Annotated in this window: 11 protein-coding genes; 3 read left to right on the forward strand and 8 right to left on the reverse strand. The window is 52.0% G+C overall.

The genetic code is table 11. From position 1 onward, the window contains the following. Position 1: 1 nt before the first annotated feature. Positions 2 to 1,384: a tRNA uridine-5-carboxymethylaminomethyl(34) synthesis GTPase MnmE gene (mnmE, locus tag AWQ21_RS05945; RefSeq protein WP_065713738.1), complete on the forward strand. Its 1,383-nt coding sequence runs from the start codon at positions 2 to 4 to the stop codon at positions 1,382 to 1,384. Between the two features lie 2 nt (positions 1,385 to 1,386). On the opposite strand, the gene AWQ21_RS05950 is transcribed toward mnmE, so the two are convergent. The 6 genes from AWQ21_RS05950 to ftsH form a co-directional block, all read right to left on the reverse strand. After that, entirely contained in the window at positions 1,387 to 2,718 is a 1,332-nt protein-coding gene (locus tag AWQ21_RS05950; protein ID WP_198159693.1) for a CmpA/NrtA family ABC transporter substrate-binding protein, read from the reverse strand. 140 nt (positions 2,719 to 2,858) lie between these two features. Then, positions 2,859 to 4,775 (reverse strand): 1-deoxy-D-xylulose-5-phosphate synthase, encoded by a 1,917-nt coding sequence (gene dxs / locus AWQ21_RS05955; RefSeq protein WP_065713740.1) that lies wholly within the window; start codon positions 4,773 to 4,775, stop codon positions 2,859 to 2,861. A 202-nt stretch (positions 4,776 to 4,977) separates the two neighbouring features. Continuing rightward, positions 4,978 to 13,128 carry a type I polyketide synthase gene (locus AWQ21_RS05960; protein WP_065713741.1) on the reverse strand — a complete coding sequence of 2,717 codons (8,151 nt, stop codon included), beginning with the start codon at positions 13,126 to 13,128 and terminating at the stop codon, positions 4,978 to 4,980. A 196-nt stretch (positions 13,129 to 13,324) separates the two neighbouring features. After that, positions 13,325 to 14,224, reverse strand: coding sequence for an alpha/beta fold hydrolase (locus AWQ21_RS05965; protein WP_065713742.1), 900 nt, complete (start codon positions 14,222 to 14,224; stop codon positions 13,325 to 13,327). A gap of 39 nt (positions 14,225 to 14,263) precedes the next feature. After that, positions 14,264 to 14,506, reverse strand: a complete 243-nt coding sequence (gene yidD / locus AWQ21_RS05970) for a membrane protein insertion efficiency factor YidD (protein WP_012306797.1) — start codon at positions 14,504 to 14,506, stop codon at positions 14,264 to 14,266. Between the two features lie 5 nt (positions 14,507 to 14,511). Beyond that, positions 14,512 to 16,431 carry an ATP-dependent zinc metalloprotease FtsH gene (ftsH, locus tag AWQ21_RS05975; RefSeq protein ID WP_065713743.1) on the reverse strand — a complete coding sequence of 640 codons (1,920 nt, stop codon included), beginning with the start codon at positions 16,429 to 16,431 and terminating at the stop codon, positions 14,512 to 14,514. A 482-nt stretch (positions 16,432 to 16,913) separates the two neighbouring features. On the opposite strand from ftsH, the gene AWQ21_RS05980 reads away from it, so the two are divergent. Further along, positions 16,914 to 18,551 carry a mechanosensitive ion channel family protein gene (locus AWQ21_RS05980; protein ID WP_065713744.1) on the forward strand — a complete coding sequence of 546 codons (1,638 nt, stop codon included), beginning with the start codon at positions 16,914 to 16,916 and terminating at the stop codon, positions 18,549 to 18,551. Between the two features lie 83 nt (positions 18,552 to 18,634). Next, complete coding sequence (locus tag AWQ21_RS05985; protein WP_065713745.1) at positions 18,635 to 19,936, forward strand: DUF3747 domain-containing protein; 1,302 nt, start codon at positions 18,635 to 18,637, stop codon at positions 19,934 to 19,936. 102 nt (positions 19,937 to 20,038) lie between these two features. Here AWQ21_RS05985 and AWQ21_RS05990 read toward each other — a convergent pair whose 3' ends face one another. Continuing rightward, positions 20,039 to 20,686, reverse strand: coding sequence for a hypothetical protein (locus AWQ21_RS05990; RefSeq protein ID WP_065713746.1), 648 nt, complete (start codon positions 20,684 to 20,686; stop codon positions 20,039 to 20,041). A gap of 260 nt (positions 20,687 to 20,946) precedes the next feature. Continuing rightward, entirely contained in the window at positions 20,947 to 21,300 is a 354-nt protein-coding gene (locus AWQ21_RS05995; RefSeq protein WP_012306802.1) for a DUF1257 domain-containing protein, read from the reverse strand. Positions 21,301 to 21,367: the final 67 nt, after the last annotated feature.

Consider the following 21,367-nt stretch of genomic DNA (forward strand, 5'->3'; position numbering starts at 1 on the left):
TGTGAACCTAGGCGATACCATTGTGGCGATCGCCAGTGCCGTCGTCCCGAACCAGGGCAGCATTGGCATTGTCCGTCTATCCGGTGCAGCGGCCCTCCCCATTGCCCAGCAACTCTTTCAAGCCCCTGGTCAGCAGACCTGGGAGAGTCATCGCATTTTGTATGGCTATGTGCGTCATCCCCAAACCCAAGCCATCGTCGATGAAGCCCTGCTCCTGCTGATGTTGGCTCCCCGTTCCTTTACGGCCGAAGACGTGGTGGAGTTCCACTGCCATGGGGGAATTATTCCCGTGCAACAGGTACTACAGCTTTGTTTGGGAGCTGGGGCGCGGCTGGCAACGCCAGGGGAATTTACCCTCCGCGCCTTTTTGAATGGCCGCATTGATCTCACCCAGGCCGAAAGTGTCGCAGAACTGGTAGGCGCGAAATCACCCCAATCAGCCCAGGTGGCCCTGGCGGGAATCCAAGGGAAACTGGCCCAACCAATCCAGCAGCTCCGGGGTCAATGTCTAGATATTTTGGCGGAAGTGGAAGCCCGCATTGATTTTGAAGACGACTTACCCCCCCTCGATGAGCCGCAAATTCAGCGGGATCTGACTCAGGTGCTTAAAAAGGTAGAACAGATTCTCCAGACCGCTGACCGGGGCGAATTATTGCGCACGGGGTTAAAGGTAGCAATTGTGGGCCGCCCCAATGTGGGGAAATCGAGCTTGTTAAATGCCTGGAGTCGTAGCGATCGCGCCATTGTCACAGATTTACCAGGGACAACGCGGGATGTGGTAGAGTCCCAGCTTGTGGTGCAGGGCATTCCGGTGCAGGTACTGGATACGGCGGGCATTCGTGAAACGGAAGATGCCGTCGAAAAAATTGGTGTTGCCCGTTCCCTGGCGGCCTCCCGACAGGCGGATTTAATTTTATTTACCATCGATGCGGCGGCGGGTTGGACAGCGGCAGATCAAGAGATTTTTCAGCGCATTGTGGCGGCAAAAGCCAACCAGCCCTTAATTTTGATCCTTAATAAAATCGACATCGGCCAACCGGAAGCCATTGAAATTCCCCCCCAAGTGCAAGGAGTCGTCGAAACAGCCGCCGCCCAGAACCAGGGTTTGGATGAATTGGAAATGGCGATCGCCAATTTAGTGCAAGCGGGGAAAGTGGGGGCTGCGGATCTTGACTTTGCGATCAACCAACGACAAGCCGCTGCCTTGGCCCAGGCCCAACAAGCTCTCATGCAAGTACAAGAAACCATTGCCGAAGGGTTGCCCCTGGACTTTTGGACAATCGATCTACGCAGCGCGATCCAAGCCCTGGGGGAAATCACCGGCGAAGGGGTGACTGAATCGGTTTTGGATCGGATCTTTAGCCGTTTTTGTATCGGGAAATAGGGTCAGGTGCGGATTTTGAACTGATTGAGATAGCTGGCCACTTGGTTCGGTAAAAAGGCCCGTTGGTCAATGAAGTGAATCTCTGACTTAAGGGGTTCGGGGGGTAAACGCAACCCAAATCCCTGGGCGATCGCCCCATAGGGTTCCGTGGGGTAAGCCGCCGCCACCAGTTCACGGGCATTTTGGGGATATTGTCGTAGATCAAAATGTCGCCAGCGAACCATCTGGGTGAGGAGCCACAGGCCATGGGATTGCCAGCAGTAGTTGGCTTGGTCGGGGGCCGTAATTCGTCGCCCTTGGTCAAACCAAATGGGACTATCCCGCCGGGCAATGGGGCGATCGCCATCTCCTCCGTAGAAATATTGCCCACTAAAAAGCGCAGTAATGGCGGTGGGATCCAGGTCAAGGTTACTGGCCAATAGAGGTCCAATGGTGGCGGCGTGGGTGGGATTTTGGCAATATTGGCAACCCTGTAAAGTGGCGGCAATGAGAGCCTTAGCTGTATTTGGGTTTTCTTCTAGCCAGCCCGCACTGGTGGTGATCACCGGTCCTGGGTGACCCTGCCAAATATCCCCTGAGAGGTATTGAACAAAACCAGAGTCATTGGCGATCGCCTCTTGTCCCCAAGGCTCTTGGCTGCAGTAGCCTTGGATAATGCCGGCTTGTAATTTATGGCGAAGCTCCGTAGGCGCAAAGGTAACCAACTCCAAATCTCGATCTGGATGGAAGCCCAGGGCCGCCCACCAATAGCGGTAAAGATAAGCCGTGATGCTGTAGTCGTGATCTACCCCAAAGGTTTTTTCCGGTAAAGCCCGCACATAGTCCCGGTAGGCTGCAGCAAATTCCGCAAAATTAGCATAGTCGATGCCAGAACGAATATTATCGGCCCAGGTTTGTTGGCGACCACAAAAAACACCACCGTGGCGATGGATCTGCATCAACGCGATCAGATCAACCCTAGGACTTTTGAGTTGATAAATGAGCGGTGTCGAAAAGGAGGTAATTGCCGCATCAAAACGGGATTCTAATAATCCCTGCTCCACGGCCTGTTGATCTACTTGGGGATAAAGCTTAATTTCCAGGCCATACTGCTCAAAAAAGCCTTGGGTAAGGGCCATGAGCCAGGGGGCGATCGCCAAGTCTGGCACATAACCTAGGGTAAGGGTTTGTTTTTCTGGGGCACTCAGGTCTAATACGGGAGCAGTTGGTTCTGGCTCCTCTTTTCTGGCGGATCTACCCGGCAGACGAACGGCATCTGGGAGTCGATTACAGGCGGTGAGGCCGTAACCCCAAGCCGCAAAGGTGCCGTATTTGAGCAGGTGGCGACGTTTCATAGGCAAAAATACAGGGAGGCTCCCAAATTTTACGGGTTCGCTTTGGCGATCGCAATTTTCTGTGACGGTTCTACCATTAAAAAATCCCCAGGGCATCGAGGGCATACTGGGGATCAAGGTCACATCACAGCAAGTTTTGCTTAAACGGTGGTGGTTGTCTTGGCGGCATCTTTCTGGAAAAATGCGGCTCGAATTGACTCTGCCATCTGGGCTGGGGTCAACCCATGGGCCGCTTTCGATTCCGCCGGAGTCGCGTGGTCCACGAGTACATCCCCAATGCCAAAGCGTTTTACGGGAACAAGCACATCATGATCCTGGAGCGCTTCACAGACCGCAGACCCAAAACCACCCATTAAGCAGCCCTCTTCAAAGGTGGCAACCTTACCAATTTGCTTCGCGAGGGGAGCAATGAGGTCGGTGTCTAAGGGTTTCACAAATCGTGCGTTGATCACCGTGGCGCTAATGCCATGTTCACTGAGAATTTCAGCCACCTGGAGGGTCGAGTGCACCATGGCTCCATAGCCGATCAGAAGAATATCATCACCATTACGGAGGATTTCCCCTTTGCCGATGGGGAGGGGTTCCCAACCGTCTTCCATTAACGGTGCGCCGACGCCATTCCCTCTGGGATACCGCATGGCGATCGCCCCGTCCGTGTATTCAATGCCGGTGACGAGCATCCGTTGTAGTTCGGCTTCATCCTTGGGTGCCATCACCACAATATTGGGAATAAGGCGCAGGTAGGCAATATCGTACATCCCCTGGTGGGTCGGCCCGTCAGCCCCTACGATGCCCGCCCGGTCGAGGCAGAAAAAGACCGGTAGTTTTTGAATACAGACATCATGGATAATTTGGTCGTAGGCCCGTTGCAGGAAGGTCGAATAAATCGCGACCACTGGCCGTATGCCTTCACAGGCGAGACCTGCCGCGAGGGTAACGGCGTGTTGTTCGGCAATGCCGACGTCGATGTACTGTTTCGGTAATTTTTGCTGGAGCTTATCCAACCCTGTACCGGTGGCCATCGCCGCTGTAATCCCGACAATTTTAGGATTGTTCTCCGCGAGGGTGGTCAGGGTGTGGGCAAAGACTTTGGAATAGCTTGGTGGCGTTGGTTTCTTCGAAGGAAACGCTTTGCCGGTGGCCAAGTCAAAGGGTTTCTGGGCATGGTAGCCCACTTGATCTTTTTCGGCGATCGCATAGCCTTTGCCCTTCACCGTAGCGACGTGGACGAGGGTCGGGCCTTTTGCCTTATGGGCCTGTTTAAAGGTGCGGATCAACTCTTCGAGGTTGTGGCCATCCACGGGGCCAAAATACTTAAAGCCTAATTCTTCAATGACTGCGCCAACCTTCGAGACCGCCAAGCGTTTCATGCTGTCCTTGAGCCGTTCCATCTCTGGGGTGAGGGAATCCCCCAGGAAGGGGAGATGTTTGACTTGTTCTTCGAGGTTATCGGTCAGGAACTGAACAGGATCACTGAGGCGAACTTTGTTGAGATAGCGCGAGATGGCCCCCACATTTGGGGAAATGGACATCTCATTGTCGTTGAGCACCACCATCAGGTTGGTGTCAGGTAAATGACCCGCATGGTTAATCGCTTCGAGGGCCATGCCGCCGGTCAACGCACCATCACCAATCACCGCCACACATTTAAAATCTTCCCCCTTTGCATCCCGTGCCAATGCCATCCCTAGGGCTGCGGAGATACTGGTCGAGGCGTGACCGGCACCAAAATGATCAAACACATTTTCGCTGCGCTTGAGGTAGCCGGCGACCCCATCCTTTTGCCGGAGGGTGTGGAATTCGTTGTAGCGTCCGGTAATCAACTTATGGGGATAAGCCTGATGACCAACATCCCACACCACTTTGTCACGATCGAGATCAAGGGTTTGGTAGAGGGCGAGGGTGAGTTCAACCACCCCTAAACCAGGGCCGAGATGACCACCGCTTGCGGCAATCGTCTGGAGGTGTTTTTCTCGAATTTGCCGGGCAATCTCTTCCAACTGACGGGTGGTTAGACCGTGGAGTTGGTTCGGATGGGTAATTTCACTCAGATGCATGGGTGTTTCTAGAGAGCGATCTTGTAAAGGGGTCTAGTTCTCAGGATATCAGGTCTAACAATTTTAATCAGAAGATTCGGGTTGGCCTGAATGATCCCAGGGGATTGTGTGGAAATCTGGGTCAAGGTTCCACAGATTTTTAGAATCTAATATTTACGGAGTCTTGGACTGTACTTTGCAATATTTTTTATTGTGTTTTGGGTCAGGGGGTCTGGAGTTGCTGATAAACAATTTGGGTGATCGCCTGGGGATTTTCAAAGTGGAGATTATGGCCGCCGGCAACCGTAAGGCGTTGGGCCTGGGGAAGGGCTGCTTGGATCGCCTGGAGATCAGCGGGGCGGTTGAATTCGCTCTGGTCTCCATAGATGAGGGTGATCGGCGCTTGGATATCTTTGAGTAGGGCGAGGTAACGCCGTCTGCTAATGCCATTAAATTCGATGCCCGCCCGGGTACGGAGGAAGGCATCCCAACGCCACCGCACCCCTTTTTCAACGGTGCTGGTGCTGCGCTGGGTGAGGAACTCCGAAAGATCTTTGGGGAGTTGGGGCGTGGCTTGGCGGAGGCGACGGGCAGCCACTTCTAGGCTGGGGAAGGTCGGGTGTTGGGGGGGCGCGGCGAGGTAATCGAGATGGGTGGTCAGGTGATGCCCCGTTTCGGCGTCGTCGATGTCATTGGGGACGATGGTTTCAACGAGAATCAGCTTTTCTACCTGGGTTTGGCGAATTCCTGCATACATCGCACCGATGATCGAGCCCATGGAATGGCCCACCAAGGTAAAGGGGCGATCGCCTAATTGTTTGGCAAGGGCATCTACGTCAGCCAGGAAATCGAGCATACTGTAGGACTGGGCATGGGCAGATTTGCCGTGACCACGCAGATCCGGGGCAACGACCCAATAGCCCTGGGCCGCTAACTGGGGGGCGATCAGTTGCCAGGATGCCCCCTGCTCAAGGATGCCATGGAGGAACAAAACTAATGGTTGGTGGCGATCGCCCCACTCACAAAGACAGGTTTCTAAACCGCGTACGGTCACGAACCGTTCGGTCATGGAGGGGAGAACTTGGGTTTGGGGCGTTAGTTGGTGGGGTTCCTGGGGCAGCTCGTAGGCAAAAGTTTGGGCCAGGTGGATCGTATCTGGCTGGAGAGCAGCGGGCAGGGTAATCGAACGCCATTTGTCTGCAAGGGCCGGATCAATGGCCTTGTGTTGGAGGAAGTTGGGATCCCCGACGCCCATAGATTGTTGGTGGAGTCCATCGGTGAGGCGATCGCCGCTGTAGGGATTGAGGAGCGCTTCGTCAAAATCCACCCCCAGAAAATCACAAATCTCCGCCAAAACTTGGCGGGGACTACGGACGAGATCCTCATAAATTACCTGGAGATAGCGATCCGCACCAACCGTGTGACCCAGGTCTAAAATATTGCGGTTGCTGGTGCGCCAAATGGACTCCGCGAGGGCGTAGGGATTTTGCTGTTCGGCCCCCAGCAGTTTATCCATTCGTAATCGGGTGAAGGATTCAATCACCGCGTAGGGATGACGTACCAGGTGAATATATTTGGCTTGGTCAAAGAGGATTTCGCTGTGGTCTAAGCTATGGCGATCGCTGCCATAGCTAGGAGATTTGTCAATGAGCAAACGCTGTCTCGCCTTTTGCTGGAGATAGGCATAAATCTCAGCAATGGGAGTATCTGCCTCAATCCATTGGTTGACCTTGGCCTGGCTTGCCTCTGGGGTGAGGTTTTCGAGATCCATCAAGGCCCGTTGTAGCCCTTCGCCAAGGTGGGATCGGCCCAATTCCTGATGGCGATCGCCCATGGTTTCAAAGGGAAGCAAATGTAGCTCCGGCGGCGAATATAGACCCGGATGTCCGGCCAACATTACTCGCAGCAAGGTCGAACCAGACCGAGGGCTAGAGAGGATAAAAGCAACGGGATTTGGGTTTTTGCGGTCGGGTTTTTGCCACTGTTTTTTCGTTTTGACCGCAAGGCTTTGGGAGGGAATCACTTCTGTTGTCGTCGCCGCTTCGGGGTCATGGGCCTTGGTAAATTCCGAGGCTAAATAGGCCGTCAATACATCGAGTCTGGGCCGCTCGTAGATTTCCCTGGGGTACAACATCAGTTGTAAATCCTGTTTCAGGCTGGCGATCGCCTCCATGATCATCAGCGAATCCATGCCCAGATCCAACAAGCTATCGTGGCTTTGAATTTGGTTAATGTCTAACCTGAGAATTTGTGCCACAGACTGCCGCAGATAGTCCAGCAGATAGTCAGCCCGTTGGGAAGCGTCTAGGTCGATTAATTTGTCAAAGATCGAAGCCGTTGGAGGGGCATCTTTGGCGGCGGGAATAACAGCGGCAAAATAATGGGTTTTGGCAAATTCAGGAAACTGCTTGGCCAGGTTTTGCCAGTCTGGTTTAAAAACACCCATTTCGCCCTGGGTTCCTAAGACCTGTTCGAGGAGCGTTAATCCCTGTTGCGGCGGCAGCCACGCTAAATTTTGATTGCTGAGGGAGTTGGCCATGCCCCCTTCGGCCCAAGGCCCCCAATGGATCGCCAGAGCCGGTAAACTTTGGGCTTGTCGATATTGGGCGATCGCCGTCATGCCCCGGTTTGCCGCGGCATAATTCCCCTGTCCCGGTGAACCCAGCACCCCCGCCACGGAGGAAAACAACACAAAAAAATCAAGATCGAGCTTTTGACTATGGCGGTGGAGATGCCAAGTCCCTTTCAGTTTGGCAGCGGCGACGGTTTGGAAATTTTGCCAGGTTTGTTGTTGCAGCAAACCATCGGCTAAGGTACCCGCCGCATGGAAAATCCCCTTGATGTGGGGGTAGGTTTGGAACAATTTTGCTACTTGGGTTTCATCGGCTAAATCACAGGGATAGACCACCGCATTGGTCGGTAAAGTTTGCGGATCCGCTGCCGGAACGCGCCGCCCCAAGAGAATTACTTTTTCTGCCCCCTTAGCCGCTAACCATTGGGCAATTTTGCGGCCAATGGCCCCCAGTCCCCCTGTCACGAGATAAGTCTGTTGGGGTTGAATCTGGATGTTGTTCTGGGAAAGTAGCGGTTGCTTTTTGAGCTGTGCCCCATAGAGTCGCTCGCGCCGCACCGCCACCTGTTGCACTTGTCTTTGTTGGCAAATCTGGGCGAAATTCGGCAGGGTGTCATCGACATCAATAATCCCCCCCCACAACTCTGGATGTTCGAGGGCGATCGCCTGGGCGAGGCCCCACAATCCCCCTTGGGCAAATCCGGCGACAGCATCGGTTGCGAGCACCCGTTGGCTCTGGTGGGTTATAAACCAACAGGGAACCGCGATTTTTTGTTGATATAAAGCTTGGATGAGTTGGAGAGCGAAGCCACTGGTTTCCTTTTGAATTTCATCTAGGTCTTCTGAATCTTCTCGGAGGGGACATAGGTAAAGGATGCCCGCTAAATTTTGGGGGCCGACCTGGGTAAATAAGCTTTCCAAGGCATCGGCAGACACTTCCCAGGGGGCATCCGTCGGAAAATGATTCCTTTGGCCGAGATACACTCGTTGGGCATTTTTGAACTGGGCCTCAATGGACTCGCTATGGTGGTGGCGATCGCCTAGGATGAGCCACAGCTTATCCGACGGCTCAGGGGTCGGGGGTAAGGTTTCCAGGGGCGTCCAGGCCACCTGATAAAACCAATCCTTGAGGTCATCAGGTGCTGGGTTTACGGGTTCGGCCTGAACCTTTTGCCAAGAGCCGTGATTAAACCAATACCGTTGTCGTTGGAAGGGATAGGTGGGTAGGATCAGTTTCCGTTGACCATAGCCCGCTTCCACCGCCTGCCAGTCGATATTTAGACCTTGCTCATACAGTTTGCCGAGACTGGTGAAAATTTCTAACCATGGTTCGCTATGGGGGCGTAAACTGGGCAACCACATCGCCTCCTGTTCGGCTAGGCAATGGCGTCCCATGCTCAGGAGCACTGGCTTCACGCCGATTTCGAGGTAAACGTTTGCCCCTGACTGGGCCAGGGTTTGGATGCTCTGCACAAATTTAACGGGTTGCAAAACATGCTTCACCCAATAGTCAGCCTGGGCGATTTCGGCTTCAATCTGGCCGCCCGTGACATTAGAAATTAGCGGGATACGAGGCTGGTGGAAGGTAATTTGTTCGGCAATTTCCCGAAACTCTGCCAGCATGGGGGCCATTAGAGGGGAGTGGAAGGCATGGGAAACCTTGAGGGGTTTGGTTTTGATCCCTTGGCTTTGGAGTTTACTAATACTGGCTTCAAGGCAGGGGGTCTGTCCTGACAGCACCAAATGGGAACCGTTTTCGGCCCCTACGGTTAAATGCTCCGATAGGTAGGGTTTAATGACGGTTTTATCGGCAAAGACCGCCGCCATACTGCCATTGCTGGGGAGGGCATGCATCAGTTTGCCCCGGGCCGTAATTAATTTCATGCCGTCTGCTAGGGAAAATACCCCCGCCAGACAGGCCGCGACATATTCACCGACGCTATGGCCCATACAAAAGTCTGGTGTGACGCCCCAACTGAGCCATAGTTGGGCGATCGCATATTCAACGGCAAAGAGGAGGGGCTGGGTATAGACGGTTTCGTGGACGAGATCAGGGCTATGGTTACCGTATAGCAGGTCGGTGAGGGCAGGCGCTTCAGGGGAATAGGTCTGCCAGAGGCGATCGCACTCATCCAGCACCTGTCGAAAGCGTGGACTGGTTTGGTACAGTTGTTGTCCCATACCATGGTATTGAGAGCCTTGCCCTGTAAATAAAAAGGCGATTTTTGCGGGGGAACTGAGGCGAGGTTGGGCCAGAAAATCTTGATTTAAGGCTTGTTGTAAATCGGCAACCTGTTTAAAGGCAAAAAAACGACGTTCCTTGAGGGGTGATCGCCCGGTATTGGCAGACCAACATAGATCCCGTGGGTCAACGCTAGGATGTTGGGCCAGATAGTCTACATAGCTCTTTTGTAAAGCATTCAACGCCTGGGAATTTTTGGCAGAAAGGGTCAGCAGATGCCAAGGGCGGTCTTGGGCAACGGAGAGATTAGGCGTTGGCGATTTGGCATAGTCCCCCACAATCACGTGGGCATTGGTGCCACCAAACCCAAAGGAACTCACCCCAGCCAATCGTTTTTGCGACCCCCTTGGCCAAGGCTGCTGTTCCCTCGTAATGGTCACTAAACCGTCTAGATCAATGCGAGGATTGAGCTGCTTAAAATGCAAATGTTGAGGAATCACCCCATGCCCTAGGGACAAAATTACCTTGATTAAGCCCGCGATGCCTGCCGCCGCCTCGAGGTGACCAATGTTCGTTTTCACGGAACCCACCACACAGGGCTGTTCCCGCTGTACTGTTTGTAAAACTGCCTTCAGAGAATTAATCTCAATGGGATCACCTAGAGGCGTGCCGGTGCCATGGGCCTCTAGGTAATCTAAATCGGCGGCGGTAATGCCTGCTTGGGCCAGGGCTTGGCGAATAACGGCCTGCTGCGATCGCCCGTTGGGGGCCGTCAAACCATTGCTGCGGCCGTCTTGGTTCACCGCGGAGCCGTGGATCACCGCGAGAATATTATCCCCGTCCCGTTCTGCCTGGGCGAGGGGTTTGAGGAGCACGACCCCACAGCCTTCCCCCCGCACGTAGCCATCGGCCCCTTCATCAAAGGTTTGGCAACGGCCCGTTGCACTCATCATGCCCGCCTGGGTAAAGGTCTGGGTCACATCGGGGGTCAAAATTAAATTCACCCCAGCGGCGATCGCCAACTCCGATTCTCCATTCATTAAACTTTGGCAAGCCAGATGAACCGCCACCAGAGAAGAGGAACAGGCCGTATCGATGCTGAGGGAAACTCCCCGGAGATCAAGGAAGTAAGACAGACGGTTGGCCGCAACACTGTGGGCGTTGCCCGTGCCCATGTAGGGATTGATGGGATTGTTTTCCCGCACCTGCAATTGGGCATAATCACTGTTACTAATGCCGACAAAAACCCCCGTTTGGGAATGGCGTAAACTTGCGGCTGGAATATTGGCCCGTTCCAAGGCTTCCCAGGTCACTTCCAATAGCAACCGTTGCTGGGGATCCATTTGTTCCGCTTCCCGGGGGGAAATGCCAAAAAATTGCGGGTCAAACTGATCAATATTTTCTAAAAAACCACCCCATTCTCCTGTAGCCCAGCGGGTTTTGAGGGGGTGAACACCATCTTTCCCCTGGCGTAATAATTCCCAAAAAGCTTCGGGGTTGTCGGCTTGGGGAAAACGACAACTGAGACCCACCACCGCAATTTCTTTGTCCTGGATTTTTGGTACTTGCGGTAATTTTTCGAGCCCTTGGTTGCCCTGGACTAAAAAGTGAGCCAGGGTGCGAATGGTCGGGTAATCGTAGGCCAAGGTGGGATCTAATTTTCGACCCAGCCAATCCTCTAAATCGGCGGTGACCTGTACCGCTTGCACTGAGTCCAGGCCATAACTCGCAAAGGGCTCCGTTTCATCTAATTGTTGAGGAGCAATGCCGAGGCGACGGGCAATATTATCTTTAAGCCAGGCTTCAATTTGCTGTTGCTGGTGGTTGGGCTGCGAGGAATCTGTGGGGGCTACTCCGGCGGACTTGGGGTTCTGCGTGTTGCTCTCTGGTTTTTCTTCCTGGTGGCTGGGCTGCCACTCGCCGACCACGGCCAAGGTTCCGTCTAAAAAACCAGCTTTGCAGGCATGGCGACGGATCTTCCCGCTCGATGTTTTGGGAATGCTACCCGGTTTAATGAAACAAATGGCATGGGGTTGCAGTTGATGTTCAGCGGCGATCGCCCCACGAATAGCCTGGGCCACTGCCGCAACATTTAATTTGCGGGCATATTTGCGCTCCACTTCCTGGACAATGACGAGCTGTTCTTCCCCATCAATGTCCACTGATACGGCGGCCCCGGCTCCCTGCCGTAAAGCGGGATGGGCCACTTCGACGGTTAATTCAATGTCTTGGGGATAGTGATTGCGACCCCGGATAATCAATAGATCCTTTAAACGACCCGTAATATACAGTTCGCCGTCTTGCAAAAAACCCAGATCACCCGTGCGTAAAAAGCCCGTTTCTGCACCAACGGTTCCTTGGAATTGTTGCTGAGTGAGGCCTGGCTTTTGCCAATAGCCTTGAGCAACGCTTTCACCCTTGACCCATACTTCACCAATTTCACCGACGGCACATTCTGTGAAAGCCTGGGGATCAACAATTTTGACAATTTGGTCGCCAATCACCTCACCACTGCCGACCAAGGTCACTGTCGCTTCAGTTCCTTGGGCCGGGCGGACTTGGTTGGCTTCAATGCCCTGTTTACTAACGGTAATTTCCTGGGGAAGCTGGGCACGACCATTACCCCCGGAAACAATCAGGGTGGTTTCGGCCATGCCATAGCAGGGATAAAACGCTGATTTTTGAAAGCCTGCTACAGCAAAGGTTTGCGCAAAATTTTCGAGGGTCACAGCACGGATCGGTTCGGCCCCGGAAAAGGCCAGTCGCCAACAGCTTAGATCGAGTTCTCTGATTTGTTCTGGGGTAATTTGGCTGGCACAGAGGTCATAGGCAAAATTCGGCGCACCACTGGTGGAAACGCGATAGTCATTGATCGCCTTTAGCCACCGCAAAGGTCGCTGCAAAAAAGCCACCGGGGGCATTAAAATTTGCGTTGCTCCCACATAAATGGGCTGTAAAATGCCGCCGATCAAGCCCATATCATGGTAGGGCGGCAACCAGGAAACCCCCATACTCGCTTCCGTATCCTGGAATCCTTGGTTGATCAGGCCAGAATTGTGGATCAAATTGTGATGGGAGACCATCACCCCTTTGGGATCGCCCGTAGAGCCACTGGTATATTGCAAAAAGGCAAGATCTGCGCCGGAAATATTTGGTTTTTGCCAGTTTTTTGCGGAGGTTAATTCAACTTGATCTGTAGCCAAACAATGGAAGTCTGTACCTTCTAAATCTTCGAGGCGATCGGCAATTTTATCTTTAAGTTCTGTTGTGGTGAGGGCAAATTTCGCCTGGGCATCTTGGATAATGCTATGGAGGCGGTCAAAGGATTTATTCGGTCGCGGCGGGTAAGCTGGCACGGCGATCGCCCCGGCATATAAACACCCCAAAAAAGCACCGATAAACTCAAGACCCGGTGGATATAGTAAGAGTGCTCGCTCTCCTTGGGCCTGGTTAGCTTGCAAAAAAGCGGCGATCGCCTGGGCTTTCTGGTCTAATTCTCCGTAGGTTAGGGCTGCAGATTCCGTTTCGCCGTCAGCCAGAAAACTAAACACGGTTTTCCGCGCCTGAAGTTTAGCTCTGTACTGGAGCAGATCGACGAAATTTGCAAATTGACCAACCATGTATGCCTTAGCAACTCCTGTGAATGGAAATTCTGGACTCCGTATCCTAGCAATTTTTGCGAATACCCACGGGCCATAGCCTAGTTAACCATATTAAACCGTGAGTTCCCTCCCCACGGTAAATCCTCCCAAAATCCGCCGTTCCTTCGGTTATGGAGGGCCTGGTTTCAACTGATTTGAGTGTAAAAGCCCCAGGCTATGTTGACTGTTGCCGCCCTAACCAATCAAGTAAATAGCCGTTAACTAACTCCGGGGCTTCGTCCTGGGGACAATGGCCGACATTATCGAGGGGAATAAACTCAATCTGAGGATATTGGGCGACGAGGCCACGGCCCAGATCAACCGGTTCCCACGGATCGGCTGTTCCCCACAAAACTGCCGTAGGGCAATGCAACTGGGGCAGCAAATCATCCGGGAGTGGCCCCTGGGAATAACTGGTAAAGGCCAAGAAAACCGCTGCTGCGCCTGGATCTTGGGCAGGGGTCAGGATCAATTCCACCAACTCGTCGGTAATCGCTGTTTTATCCCTGTAGGCCTGGGCTAAAATCTTGCGGATTGTTTTCGGCTGGGCCAACTGCTTAAAGAACAGGGAGCCGAGGGGAGTTTGGGTCAAGAGCTTTTGAAAAATGGGGACACCCCAGCGTTGGTAAAAAGGTGCTTTTAAGAGATTGCGTTCGTGGAATAGCCGTAGGGAAAAATTGAGCGCCACAACCCCCCGAACCCAGTGGGGATAAGACACTGCCGTTTGCATGACAACAACACAGCCAATGGAATTACCAACGAGAAAAGCCGGTTCACCAATGATTTCAGCACAAAACGCTTTGATTTGGGTGGCCCAGGTTTCAAAGGTATAGTCCGCTTCGACCTTTGGCTGGGGTTTTGCCGATTTCCCAAAGCCGAGTAAATCGATGGCATAGCACCGGTATTGTTCCCCTAAAACTGGGAGATTTTTGCGCCAATGACCTGCCGAGGCCCCAAATCCATGGACGAGAAGCACGGGCGGCCCCTGGGTGCCCCACTGACGATAGTTAATGGTAAAGCCGTGCCATTGCCAACTGTAATCAGTATGGGGATTGGCGGAAGAAGTGATGGTCATGGTGAGCGATGGATGAAACCGAAATGGGGAGCGAATATCCTAAGGTGTATTGTCTAAATCGTGATGGCAGAGATGGGGTACCGGATCATAGCCTCCAGGGTGAAACGGGTGGCAACGGCCAAGGCGCTTAAGGGCGAGCCAGCTTCCCCGGAGCACACCGAAGCGTTCTACGGCTTCGAGGGCATATTGGGAACAGGTGGGCTGAAAGCGACAACTGGGGGGGAATAGGGGGGAAATCCAGCGGCGGTACCCTTTAATGCTCCAGAGGATCAAACTTTTCATGGCATTTAGACAACGGAAGCGGTTTTTTGGAGGTCGATGGTTTGACCAAGGGCTTCGTTGACGAGACGACTAAAGTCTTCTCCTTCGATGGTTTCTTCTTCAATAAGCCGATCTACCAGGCGATCCACAAGCTGACGATTATCCCGAATGATTTGCTTGGCGGTTTCGTAACACTCATTGATGATTTCTCGCACCTTGAGGTCAATGCGTTGGGCGATCGCCTCAGAATATTCAGGCCGTTCCCCAAACCAATCATTTCTGAGGAAAACTTCACCCCGATTGGTTTCTAGGGCAAAATGACCCAGTTCCGACATCCCAAACTTTGTCACCATTTGACGGGCAATATTGGTAAGCATTTGGATATCCTGGGAGGCCCCGGAGGTGATTTCATCGTAGCCAAACACAATATCCTCAGCAGCACGTCCCCCTAAGGCCACGGCGATTTGGGCGCGGAATTGGGCTTTGGTGGTCAAACCCTGTTCTTCGTTGGGGGTAAACCAGGTTAAACCTTGGGCGCGGCCCCGGGGAATAATGGTGACTTTCTGGAGGGGATCATGGTCTTTGAGGATAGTGCCGACAATGGCATGACCCACTTCATGGTAGGCGATGAGTCGTTTACTTTTCCCATCGGTGAGGGCGGTCCCCTCCATCCCGGCCACAACCCGATCAATGGCGTCGTTAATTTCGCTACTGGTAATCGCTTCTTTGCGGCGGCGGGCGGTGAAAATGGCGGCTTCGTTGAGTAAGTTCGCTAAATCTGCCCCAGAAAAGCCAGGGGTGCGCCGGGCGATCGCCTCTAGGTCGACATCCTCAGCGACTTTTTTATCTTGGGCATGGACTTCGAGGATCGCCAAACGCCCCAAACGGTCTGGATAATCCACGGTCACCTGGCGATCAAAACGACCGGGACGCAGGAGGGCTTGATCCAAAACATCCGGGCGGTTGGTGGCGGCGATCACAATAATCCCGGAATTCCCTTCAAAGCCGTCCATTTCTGTGAGCAATTGGTTTAGGGTCTGCTCCCGCTCATCGTTCCCCCCACCGATGCCTGCGCCCCGTTGGCGGCCGACCGCATCAATTTCATCGATAAAAACAAGGCAGGGAGCGTTTTCCTGGGCCTTGCGGAAGAGATCCCGCACCCGTGAAGCGCCGACCCCCACAAACATTTCTACAAATTCAGAGCCGGAAATACTAAAAAATGGCACCCCAGCTTCCCCGGCGATCGCCTTTGCTAAGAGGGTCTTACCTGTTCCCGGCGGGCCAATGAGGAGCATTCCCCTGGGGATTTTTGCACCAATCGCCGTAAATTTATTCGGTTCTTTCAAGAAGGTGACCACCTCGGCGAGTTCTTCCTTGGCTTCTTCGACCCCGGCCACATCCTTAAACATGATCCCCGTTTCCGCTTCCATCTGAAAGCGCGCCTTGGAGCGGCCGAAATTCATGGCGTTGTTCTGCATGCTGGCCGACCGGCGAATGATCAGCACTAGCCCCCCGATCAGAATGCCAAAGAGGAGGAGGTTAGTGAAAATGGCGATCGCCACCGAATGATCCTGGGAAGGCACCACTTCAAAGTCAACGTTATTTTCCCGGAGGGCCGCAAGGAGTTCTTGATTGTTGTTGAGGAGCTGGATGGTCTGGGCTTCCTCCTCGGTTTGTCCCCGGAGCGTGACCTGGGCAGTGTTGGTTTCCGGATCGAGGATAAACTTATCCACCTGGTTTTGCCGGATATCCTGGAGCAGCTCGCCATAGTCCAAGGTCTCTGTCGACTCCGTTGGTGCTGTCGATTCTGTCTGGGCGATCGCCGCGCCGCCCCCCCAAAGTAAGGCTTGACTCAAAAGAAAATTAGCCATCCCAGCCCGCCACTTGAAACGAGGTTTGGCTTGATGCTTCTGCTTGCTCGAAAAGAGGTGACGATAGTGCTTCATATTTCGGAGGGACAACGACAGAGAAACTGTTCTTATTCTAGAGTTTTCCTCCCATAATCGGGGTGCTCCCCTCAGTTTCGCGCCAAAATCTCCGCTGTTTATCCTCGGTTTCTTTCCCCGAAAGCCGTCACTATTAGTCGCCTGATCACCGCAGCAATCGTTGAATTTGAGCTGCACCGTAGGAAACAACTCCGGCTCTGTTTACGGTAATTTCTTTACCTGGATCTTCGTGACTCGAAAAAAATTCAGATTGTGACTCAATTTTGATCTCAGATCGCAAATTAGCTCGATTTTCATGGGTTTCCTGGAGAGAAACGGTGGTTTCTGCCGGTTTAAAAATTTCGTAGGTTAATTTTTTTTGTGATTTATTCTTGGGCCGCTGTATGGGGCAGTGTTTTTGTTAAGTTGAAGCCGAGATTATTTAGAAAAAGAATTCGCCTTAATCTCAAATCTCAGTCAAAAACGGCGCAAAGACAGAAAATATGAATGGGATACTCCTCGATCTTGGTGTGGTGATCGCCGAGATTATTCTCTTTTTAATCGCCATCACTATAGGGCAATTTTTGATTATTTTGACCCTAAAACGTTTAGCCCAATGGGTACCAGAAAAACAAGGGCAAAACCCCTTGAATTTAACTCAAAAAATCCTTAACAAATCTCTATTAATAATTAAAATTGCTGGAGTCATAGTCATTGCGGCTTTAAATGGCTACTTATTTTTTCAGCAGAAATCGCCCTATATTTATCTTCTTGATTTAATTAACAATGTCCCGCCTGATCAGTGGCAGAGGCTCGCCCTTGGTTTATTGAAAAGTGTTTTACTTTTGCTGTTAGTGAGTTTAGTGATCGCCTCCCTAAGGCCACGACTGAAACGAGGTGGCGATCGCCTCAAAGCTTGGAAAAATATCGAAGGCAATAACCACAGCTTAGATACTCTCTTTATGGCCATTGACCTGGCGATCGCCAATGGTCTTTGGATTTTGGCCCTGGTGGTGTGCCTCAATTTTCTGCTTGTCCCCCCTAGCATTACCCAATATTTTTATCTTGCGATCAAAGTTTATTTTTTACTTTGTCTTGGGATTATTACCGTGCGGGCCTCTTTTTCTTTAATTGATACTTTAGATGGTCTATCAACGGAATTTATCGCGAAGCATCCCCGGTCTCCCCTGCGCTTCTACCCCCGGTTTCGCTATTTATTGGGCCTCACAAAACGCTGTTTAGAAACGGGCATCTATCTGGCGATCGCCGGGGTGATTTGTGCCCAATTTCCCCTCCTCGACCAACTTGCTCCCTATGCGATCCCGGCCAATCAAATTATCCTGATTATTTTTATCGCTGCTCTAGTGATTGAACTGAGCAATATCATTGTCGAAAAATTATTATTGCGATCGCCAAACCTCAGCCCAGTCCAGCAACGCCGCCGCCTAACTTTTATTCCCCTGGTGCAAAACACCGTACGCTACTGCATTTATTTTTTGAGTGGCGTTTCAATTCTCTATGTTTTTGACATTGATCCCACACCGATCCTCGCCGGGGCCGGGATCCTGGGTTTGGCCGTGGGACTTGGGGCGCAAAATTTGATCAATGATCTCGTCAATGGCTTTTCGATTTTGTTGCAAAATTATTACCTTGTCGGTGATTTTGTTGAAACTGATGGCGCCACAGGTCTCGTCGAAGCAATGGATCTGCGGGTCACACGCATCCGTGACACAGGGGGACGACTGCACATTATCCGCAATGGCGATATCAAAACCATTGTGAATTACTCCAAAGATTATGTGTATGCGGTGGTCTATGTTGGGGTAGCCTATGATTCAGATTTAGACCATGTGTATCAGGTTTTAGGGGACGTGGGCCAGCAGATTCAAGGCTTACACCCTGATGTGCTCGAACCGACCCGCATTGATGGCCTCGATAACTTTGCCGAATCTGAACTCACGATCCGCACGGTCACCAAGGTTAAACCAGGCAAACACCTACCGGTGCAGCGTCTTTTACGGAAATTAATTAAAGAAGCCTTTGACCGTGAGCAGATTGAAATTCCCTTTGCCCGCCGTGTGCTCATCTTCAAAAATGAAGCCCCTGACCTCGATTCGCTTCGGGATCCGGAAAATATGTAAGACTTTTGTAATAGCTGGGCTCAAAATAGGCGAAATTCAGTCTAATGGGAGCAGTTGTTGTCTAAAATCCAAGATTATTTGTCATGTCTAAAGCTGCCTTATCCGGAAAAATGTTGGCGATCGCCCTTGCAACCCTCAGTAGTGTTGTTCCCCTGGGGCGCACCCAGGCCCAAACTGTTTTTGGAGAAGCAGAGATCAACCCCGAAACCATGGCGGCGATCGCCGTCCCCCTCAGTAATGGTGGCTATAATCTCCTTGTGGTCGAACAACTCGAACGCGAAGACCGCAAACAATGCTGGGCCGAAACTGGAGCAAATCCGACTCGCGTTGATCCGCTGCTGTTGAACTTTGACTTTACCGGTTATTGTCGCCGTAGCACCGATAGTAACGGCTATTCCATGCGGATCAATGGGCAAGATTTTGGCCAGAGTTACTTATTACGTATTACCCCCTTCGAAAATGAGATTTTGTTGGTGGCAACTCCCAAAGATGATGATCAAGAAGAAATTGTCATTGGTCGTAGTAATGGCCTCACCGAAGGCTTTCTGAAATTCAACCTCCTCCCCGGCTGGGAATTTACCCGCCGTACCTTTGAAGATCGCCCTCTGGGACACTTTTATTTTTCCAGTGATGGTAGTCAAACTGCCGTCCTCAGAAAACCCACCATTGATGATCTTGTCGCCGGAATTACCAAAAGCTCTATTGTGATGCTAGGTGCTGTTCCGGGTATGGAAACCGTTCTGCCAGATACCCCAAGCCCCACCGAAACCGTTGATCCCGGTAGTACGGCCGCCCAATTTACCGATATCAGTGGTGATATCTACCGTAGCGAAATTGCCCAAGCGGTGAATGTCGGGTTTATTGCTGGTTTCAACGACAATACCTTCCGTCCCACCGATGTCCTTACCCGCGAACAGTTGGTTTCCATGGCCATCGAAGGTCTCCAAAGCATTCCCAATGCCTCCCTGGCTGTGCCCGCCCAAGTTACCAACGCCCCCTATCCTGATGTGGCTGCCGACCGTTGGAGTGCCGCGAAAATCACCTGGGCCCAGGCCAATAATATTGTCAGCGGCTATCCCGATGGGACTTTCCGGCCCACTCAACCTGTGACCCGAGCCGAACTATTGGCTGTTCTCCGTCGCACCGCAGAATACGCTAAGGCCGCCCAAGGCCAACCCATGACCCTTGTTGCCACCAATGGCCCTATTGCCTTTAGTGATACGGCGGGTCACTGGGCCAATGATTTAGCCGCCCAAATGTCTACCTACTGCCGTGTGGCCTCTCCTTTAAATGAAAGTGGCGATCGCTTTTTCCCCGATACCGCTTCCCAACGAAACTATGCCGCTGCGGCTACCCTCCGGACCCTCCAATGTAGCGTGCGGTAAATTTGCCCTTTAAATTTCGGCCATAAAAAGGCCATAAAAAATAGCCCTGGTGTTGATCCATCGGGGCTATTGCTGTATCAGGCTTTTACAGACCGAAAAGTTTTAGATAGGTGTAATATTGACAGAATCAAAAAATGCATTGGCCTCTGGACTATCCACGCGATCGCCTTCCGTCACCATCAAAATTTGGTGCAGTGTGGGGCCGTTGGGATCAATATAAATTTCAGCGCGGGTTGTATAAACCTCACCATTATCCTGGGCGGCATTCATTACCAATTTTTTCCCCGGAATCCCAAACTTATCGCTCGGCTCATCGGAAACAATCGTCGAACCTGAGTTGCTGGCAGCTCCTTCCTTCGCCGCTTCGAGTCCTTGGGCCGCATCATATTGATCAGGGGCAACCGGATAAGTGACACTACTCACCATAAAAAATTGCGTATTGGCGTCGTCCGCATAGGACGTCATCGTGAACTGTAGTTCACCGAGATCAGAGGGGGTCGTTTGACTTTCCGTTTGGGGAGTCCCCGGAAACTTAACCGCGAGCTTGCCATTTTCCGTTTGAAAATCAACCCAATCCGCCGTCAAATTTTCAGTAGATGCCTGTCCAGTTGAAGTGTCAGTAGTTGTTGTGGTTTCTTCGCCACTCGTGGTGCCTTCCCCTCCTGGGACGTTCACACTAATTAGGCCACAACCAAAGAGTGCTGTCTGAAGCGTTGCTACACTCAAAAAAAGTAAAAATTTAGATTTCATAAAAATTTTAGACCAACATTTTAATTAAATTGAGCCCGTGACCTCCTCCCATGCCAAACATAACTAGGCACAAAACGGTGGGCTGCCTTCTGTAATCCTAAACATTCCGGTAGAGAGGTGCACTTCTTTTAATGTTACTTAATTGAGTCTGGCTGCTGAAATATTGGTCTAACCTAAGACCCCAGCCCAAGACCCAATGAAAAAGGGTCGATCTCTGCTGTGAGACCAACCCTAGCTCTTTGTGGGAACGCATTTAGTCGTTACTTTTGTAATACCAGCTTGACGTTCGCATTGTTGAGACCGCGTTGCTTAACCTCAGCAAGGGTCTTGTTGATGGCGTACTTCTGGTTGATGGAATTGATCAGTTCAGTTTGGTTGTGCTTCTTCGCGACACCCCAGAGATCGGCGATGAGGTCAAAGCTGCCATCGGCATTGCGAGTCCAGCCGAGGTCATAATCGCCTTCGAGGGTAGCCACGATGTCTGCTTGAATCTGTTGGCCGTTGTAGCCGCGAACTGCAGCATCGGTATTCACAGAAATTCCGAGGTCTTGCAGGGAAGTTTTGAGAACGGCGGCATCGGTGATTTTAGTCCGGAGAGTGCTAAAGTGGGACATTGGAATAATTCTCCAAAAACAACAACATTTGACTTTTTTGTGTAAAGACCACTTATAAAAGTGGTTT

The organism is Picosynechococcus sp. PCC 7003, assembly GCF_001693255.1.
In the GTDB taxonomy this organism is placed as follows: Bacteria; Cyanobacteriota; Cyanobacteriia; order Cyanobacteriales; family MRBY01; genus MRBY01.

Excerpts from the sequence above, each read along its gene's own strand:
- AWQ21_RS05950 (WP_198159693.1), bottom strand. The coding sequence starts at position 2,718 with ATGAAACGTCGCCACCTGCTCAAATACGGCACCTTTGCGGCTTGGGGT.
- dxs (WP_065713740.1), bottom strand. The coding sequence starts at position 4,775 with ATGCATCTGAGTGAAATTACCCATCCGAACCAACTCCACGGTCTAACC.
- AWQ21_RS05960 (WP_065713741.1), bottom strand. The coding sequence starts at position 13,128 with ATGGTTGGTCAATTTGCAAATTTCGTCGATCTGCTCCAGTACAGAGCT.
- AWQ21_RS05965 (WP_065713742.1), bottom strand. The coding sequence starts at position 14,224 with ATGACCATCACTTCTTCCGCCAATCCCCATACTGATTACAGTTGGCAA.
- yidD (WP_012306797.1), bottom strand. The coding sequence starts at position 14,506 with ATGAAAAGTTTGATCCTCTGGAGCATTAAAGGGTACCGCCGCTGGATT.
- ftsH (WP_065713743.1), bottom strand. The coding sequence starts at position 16,431 with ATGAAGCACTATCGTCACCTCTTTTCGAGCAAGCAGAAGCATCAAGCC.
- AWQ21_RS05980 (WP_065713744.1), top strand. The coding sequence starts at position 16,914 with ATGAATGGGATACTCCTCGATCTTGGTGTGGTGATCGCCGAGATTATT.
- AWQ21_RS05985 (WP_065713745.1), top strand. The coding sequence starts at position 18,635 with ATGTCTAAAGCTGCCTTATCCGGAAAAATGTTGGCGATCGCCCTTGCA.
- AWQ21_RS05990 (WP_065713746.1), bottom strand. The coding sequence starts at position 20,686 with ATGAAATCTAAATTTTTACTTTTTTTGAGTGTAGCAACGCTTCAGACA.
- AWQ21_RS05995 (WP_012306802.1), bottom strand. The coding sequence starts at position 21,300 with ATGTCCCACTTTAGCACTCTCCGGACTAAAATCACCGATGCCGCCGTT.